5 protein-coding genes and 1 pseudogene are annotated in these 6,077 nt (G+C 39.1%); all 6 read right to left on the bottom strand.

The window, feature by feature from the left end; all coding sequences use genetic code 11:
- The coding region (queD, locus tag Q0F90_RS06425) for a 6-carboxytetrahydropterin synthase QueD (RefSeq protein WP_296004242.1) at positions 1 to 284 on the bottom strand (284 nt) is incomplete at its 3' end.
- A 148-nt stretch (positions 285 to 432) separates the two neighbouring features.
- Entirely contained in the window at positions 433 to 1,593 is a 1,161-nt protein-coding gene (gene rpoD / locus Q0F90_RS06420) for an RNA polymerase sigma factor RpoD (protein WP_273299212.1), read from the bottom strand.
- A 25-nt stretch (positions 1,594 to 1,618) separates the two neighbouring features.
- Complete coding sequence (dnaG, locus tag Q0F90_RS06415) at positions 1,619 to 3,391, bottom strand: DNA primase (protein WP_296004241.1); 1,773 nt, start codon at positions 3,389 to 3,391, stop codon at positions 1,619 to 1,621.
- A gap of 253 nt (positions 3,392 to 3,644) precedes the next feature.
- Positions 3,645 to 5,189, bottom strand: coding sequence for a ribonuclease Y (gene rny, locus Q0F90_RS06410; RefSeq protein ID WP_296004240.1), 1,545 nt, complete (start codon positions 5,187 to 5,189; stop codon positions 3,645 to 3,647).
- A gap of 175 nt (positions 5,190 to 5,364) precedes the next feature.
- The gene (locus Q0F90_RS06405; protein WP_296004239.1) at positions 5,365 to 5,808 is read right to left on the bottom strand and encodes a regulatory protein RecX; all 444 of its coding nucleotides are present in this window, start codon (positions 5,806 to 5,808) and stop codon (positions 5,365 to 5,367) included.
- Positions 5,809 to 5,810: 2 nt separating this feature from the next.
- Positions 5,811 to 6,077, bottom strand: a pseudogene (locus Q0F90_RS06400) (DNA recombination/repair protein RecA); the annotation flags it as partial.

The raw sequence follows: 6,077 nt of genomic DNA, 5'->3' as shown, positions 1-6,077 counted from the left end.
AAACATTTAGGACCCAACTCATCGGCAATCCATTTCGCCATATTTTCAGCCGTAGGATTAATGTCGCCTAATACATCATTAATATGACGATGATCTAAGCGACCATGAATTTTTTCTTTAATAATGGTAAAGTCGATAACCATGCCATTATGATCTAACTCTTCAGAACGAGCATGGACGGTAATAATCCAATTGTGACCATGTAGATTCTGACACTTACTTGGATAATCTAGTTTCAATTGATGAGATGCACTCACCTCTAAACGTTTCGTAACTGTAAACATTATATCTCCTAAATCTTTTATTACATTTCAATATATTAGTATCAGATTATATCAATGATTGTATATTACTAACCTTTATTATAACACAAAAGGGCTGTAACACAGTGCTAGAGAGCACTGCATTACAACCCTTACGAGATTCTTTATCTTATAAGAAGTCTTTGATTTTATCACGTTTGCCGCGGTTACGCAATTTGGTAAGCGCCTTACCTTCAATTTGGCGGATACGTTCACGAGTAACATTGAAGTGTTGACCCACTTCTTCTAATGTACGAGGTTTACCATCCTTCAAACCAAAGCGCAAGATCAATACTTGTTGCTCACGATCAGTTAAGCATGTAAATACATCTTCAATTTGCTCTTGCAATAGGATGTAACTAGCTGCATCGTCTGGAGCAATTGCGTCTTGGTCTTCGATGAAGTCCCCTAAATGGGAATCTTCCTCTTCACCAATTGGAGTTTCTAAGGATACTGGCTCTTGGGCGATTTTTTGAATTTCGCGCACACGTTCTACAGTAATCCCCATGCCTTCTGCAATTTCCTCAGGCAATGGTTCGCGACCTTTATCTTGTAACAATTGACGGGAAATACGAATCAATTTATTAATTGTTTCTACCATATGTACAGGAATACGAATCGTACGAGCTTGGTCCGCAATAGCACGCGTAATCGCTTGACGAATCCACCATGTAGCATATGTGGAGAATTTATAACCTTTTGTATAGTCGAATTTATCAACTGCTTTAATAAGACCAAGGTTACCTTCTTGAATCAAATCCAAGAATAACATACCACGACCTACATAGCGTTTCGCGATACTTACAACTAAGCGCAAGTTAGCATCTACCAATTTTTTCTTAGCCTTTTTGGCAAGTTGGATATCTTTATATGTAGCATCTTCTGCTGCGCCAGCTTCAATTTGCTTTGCTAAAACGATTTCTTCGTCCGCAGAAAGCAAAGGAACACGACCAATCTCTTTGAGGTACATACGCACTGGATCATCGATATTAACACCAGAATCTACACTTAAGTCGATGGAGATATTCTTCTCACTAACAACCTCTTCAGCATCTTCTTCTGGCACGATTGGATTTTCATCTACATCTTCTGCATCGATGTCAGCTACAACCTCAATATTTAATTTACCTAAAGTAGTATAAATGTCATCTAATTGTTCTGCAGTAATTTCCGCCTGCTCATGAAGAGCATCTGAAATCTCGGATTGTGTCAACACACCGGTCTTACGGCCTTTTTCAAGAAGTTGTTCCACAATCTCCTCTATTTGACTTTTTTGTACTTTCTTAGCCACAGCGCTCTCCTTTTTACATTATCGTTTACTTAGACCATTCTCTAATTAAATTCTGTATTTCCTGACATTTATGTAATTCGCTAATAAACGTCGAATCTCCTGCCCGTTTTAGTTGATCCGCCATAATTGAATGCGCTTTATACTGTTCGCGCAGTGAATGGAGCCTTATCTTGCGGATTAATCCAGGCACTTGTACCTTATATTCATCGTCACTCATGACGACCAATCTAGAGTAAATATCATACTCTGCTGGTGTTAAAACAGACTGAATTGCTGTTTCATCAAGGCGACCTTCTGTCTTGTACAAGGAGAATATCTTTTCTATTATACATCGATATTCGTTTTTTTCAAAGTCTTCTATCGGCAAATAGCTCATCATATGAGTTAATATTTCCCCATCAGTGAAAGCTAAAGACAATAATTTTTCCGCATCGCCTTTAGGTAAATCCTGTGTTGGCAAAGGTGCTGATGCAGCATCTACTAATTCAATTTGTCCCTTTTTCACATAATCTCGGAAATATCTAAATATGCTGCTATTATCAAGCCACAAAGGCAGTGCCAATGTTTTTAATGCGTCATCTCGCTGTGTTTGACTATCTATATTCGCAATATATGGGAACACATCAGCCATAACGGCTTGTTTCCCTTCAGTATCGTTTGTATCGTGCTTAATTAAAGACTCACTTAAAAGATAATCGAGAGGCTTCACAGCCTTTGCGACTAAGTCTTTAAATGCCTGCCCACCATGATTACGTACATAATCATCTGGATCTTTACCATCTGGCATAGCAAGAACACGCACCTTAAAGTCCGTGTTTTGTAATAATTCAATGGCCCTAGCAGCCGCTTGGCGTCCAGCACCATCCATATCATAGGCTAATACAATTTCATCTGCCTGTCTCATCAAGATATGACCGTGATCTCTTGTATAAGCAGTCCCTAAAGAGGCCACCACATTCGTAACGCCATGGTTATGAGCTGATATAACATCCATATACCCTTCTACGAGAATGGCTTGTCTTTCCTGACGAATCGATTTGTACGCCTTATCAAAAGCAAATAGTATTTTACCCTTTTCGAAGATAGATGACTCTGGGGAGTTTAAATATTTTGGTGTGCTGTCATCCATGACACGACCACCGAAGGCAACTACTCGCCCTTTACCATCCATTATAGGGAACATAATACGATTTCTAAAGAAATCATAGAATTGGCCCTTTTGGTTTTTACGTACCAGATTCAACTCTAATAATATTGAATCATCGATACCGCGCTCATGGAAGGCGCGATATAACTTGTCCCAACCATCAGGAGCAAATCCAAGCTTGAACTCTTCTATGGTTTCCTTCGTAAGTCCCCGCTTCTTCAAATAATCGAGCCCCACCTTGCCCATAGAGGTTTGAGTGAGACAGTTATGGAAAAATGTGGCCGCTAAATCACAAGCTTCATATAGTTTTTTGCGCCTTTCATCTCGAGCTTGCTGCTCAGGTGAAAGCTTCGCCTCTGGCAATGGAATATTAGCTCGGTTAGCTAGCCGCTCTAGTACCTCTACAAAGGTTAAATGTTCTAACTCCATGAGGAATTTAATAACATTCCCCGATGCATGGCAACCAAAACAATAATAAAAACCCTTTTCAGGGGCAACGCTAAAGGATGGCGTTTTTTCATTATGGAAAGGACAACAACCCCAATAGTTCTTGCCGCGTTTCTTTAAAGCTACATGCTCGGATATAACTGATACGATATCATTAGCATCTTTGATTTGTTCAATCAATTCATTTTCAAAATATCGGCTCATAGCCAACGCCTCCTTCCCCATATATATATTAATTCGATATACAAATAAAAAATCCTCTATTTGTAAAAGATTTTAATTAGTTAAATTATTAAAATAGTATAAATATCAAATACGAATCATAGGAATCCTTATCTATCAAGATACAATACATAAGGATTCCTATACGCCGTATCAAACGATATCATTACCAATATTTTGATAACAATAGGCTGCAATGATATCATTGCAGCCTATACTTATCGCTTATTGCATATTATTTTGCGTAATCCACAACGCGAGTTTCACGAATAATTACGACCTTGATTTGGCCTGGATATTCGAGTTCAGACTCGATGCGTTTTACGATATTCCGAACGAGTAATGTAGACTCAGCTTCATCAATCTTATCCGGTTTTACTACAACGCGAATCTCACGACCGGCTTGAATAGCAAAGCATTTTTCAACGCCTTCGAAGGATTCAGCGATTTCTTCCAATTTAGATAAACGTTTCAAGTAGTTTTCTAATGTTTCTCGACGCGCTCCTGGACGAGCTGCGGAGATAGCATCAGCAGCAGCTACTAATACAGCCTCAATACTTTGGAACTCTTCATCACCATGATGAGCACCAATACAGTTGATTACTGCTGCGCTTTCACGATATTTACGAGCTACATCAACACCGATTTGAACATGAGAACCCTCAAGTTCACGGTCCAATGCTTTACCAATATCATGAATTAAGCCACCTCGTTTAGCTAATGTTACATCACAGCCAAGTTCAGCTGCCATTAAACCTGCTAAATGAGATACTTCGATGGAATGTTTCAATACGTTTTGACCGTAACTAGTACGATATTTCAAACGACCTAAGATCTTAACGATTTCAGGATGTAAGCCGTGAACATCAGCTTCAAATGTCGCTTGTTCACCAGCCTCTTTAATAGTTTGGTCAACCTCTTTACGAGCTTTACCAACCATCTCTTCAATACGAGCTGGATGGATACGACCGTCTACAATCAATTTTTCCAAAGCAATACGAGCCACTTCACGACGAATTGGATCGAAGCCGGAAAGAATAACTGCTTCTGGGGTATCATCGATAATCAAGTCAATACCTGTTAATGTTTCAAGTGCACGAATATTGCGGCCTTCACGACCGATAATACGACCTTTCATTTCATCAATAGGCAATGCCACTACGGATACGGTAGTTTCCGCTACATGGTCAGCTGCGCAACGTTGGAGTGCAGAGGAGATAATTTCTTTCGCTTTTTTCTCCGCGTCATCCTTAGCTTGCTGTTCCATTTCCTTAACCATAATCGCCGTTTCATGACGGATTTCTTGTTCTACATTCGTTAACAAGATATTTTTCGCTTCTTCGAAAGTCATGCCAGAAATGCGTTCCAATTCTGCCATTTGTTTTTCATACAAAGCTTCAACCTTCTCACGGCTTTGGGCTAATTCAGCTTCTTTGCGATGTAAAGCTTCCTCTTTGTGCTCAATATTGTCTAATTTTTTATCCAAAGATTCTTCTTTTTGAAGAATACGGCGTTCCATACGTTGAAGTTCAGAACGACGATCTTTATTTTCTCGTTCCACATCGGAACGGAGCTTATGAATTTCTTCTTTCGCTTCTAATAAAGCTTCTTTCTTTTTAGACTCAGCTGTGCGCTCACCGTTAGCGATGATGCGTGCAGCCTCTTGCTCAGCTTGATTCAGTTTTCCTTCAGCAATATTTTTTCTTAAAAAATAGCCTACCCCTAGTCCAATCAGTACCATTACCACTGCAATTAGACTATACTCTAAAATCTGTCTCACCTCCTCTTAAATTCTCAAAATCGAGCTTTCATGCTCCTTTTTATGCCCTTCATGCATTAAATTATCAATTAGCCTTATCATCATATTAATAAATAAAGCTATTATTAATTTTAGACTTGAACGCCCTTTCTGTCAAGATTTTACAAGCCTAGCAAGGGCTCTAAAAAAGCATACTTTATTCATAAAAATCATTACATACAACTTGAATCGTGCTTGTTGAGAACCCTCTGTATTTGAGAAAGTTAAATACTTTTACACGAGGAGTGCGGTTCTCATTGAGAATGGAGCCAAATTTTTTCTCCACCACTCGATAGGCCGCTTTTACTTCATCATAGTAAGAAATGTCTTGGGGAACCTCAAGCCCTCGAAGTTTCATCTTTTGTTTAATCATGTAAGCACCATATTTTTGTTCTTTCATCAAGTACGATAATACTTGCTCAGATAAGCGCTCATCATTGATATAATCATACTCTCTAAGGCGTTCAAGGACCCGCTCAATGATTGGGTCCTCGAATTGTTTACGTCTCATTTTTTGTGTTAGTTCATAGGAACTAAGAAATCGTTGCGCTAGGAAGCGATATGCTTGATCCATAGCAGCTTGCATCGTTTCGTCACTCATGATTATACTTCTTCAGTTACTTCTTCACCGATTACGTCGATTTCTTCTGTACCTACAGCCAATGTATCGCGAATAATACGATCGATTTCATCAGCTACTTGTGGATTATCAAGCAAGTATTGTTTAGCTGCTTCTTTACCTTGACCCATACGTTCCCCATTGTAGGAATACCATGCGCCAGATTTATTGATGATTTCCATATTTGTACCGATATCGATAAGCGTACCAGCTTTGGAGATACCTTCGCCGTACATCAAATCGAATTCAGC

The organism is uncultured Veillonella sp. (genome assembly GCF_934190855.1).
GTDB lineage: Bacteria > Bacillota > Negativicutes > Veillonellales > Veillonellaceae > Veillonella.
Note: the sequence above shows the minus strand (reverse complement) of the source record. Positions and strands in the feature narration are given on the sequence as shown.

What these genes read in the sequence shown, in the direction of transcription:
- dnaG (WP_296004241.1), bottom strand. Translation starts at nt 3,391, where the DNA reads ATGAGCCGATATTTTGAAAATGAATTGATTGAACAAATCAAAGATGCT.
- Q0F90_RS06405 (WP_296004239.1), bottom strand. Translation starts at nt 5,808, where the DNA reads ATGAGTGACGAAACGATGCAAGCTGCTATGGATCAAGCATATCGCTTC.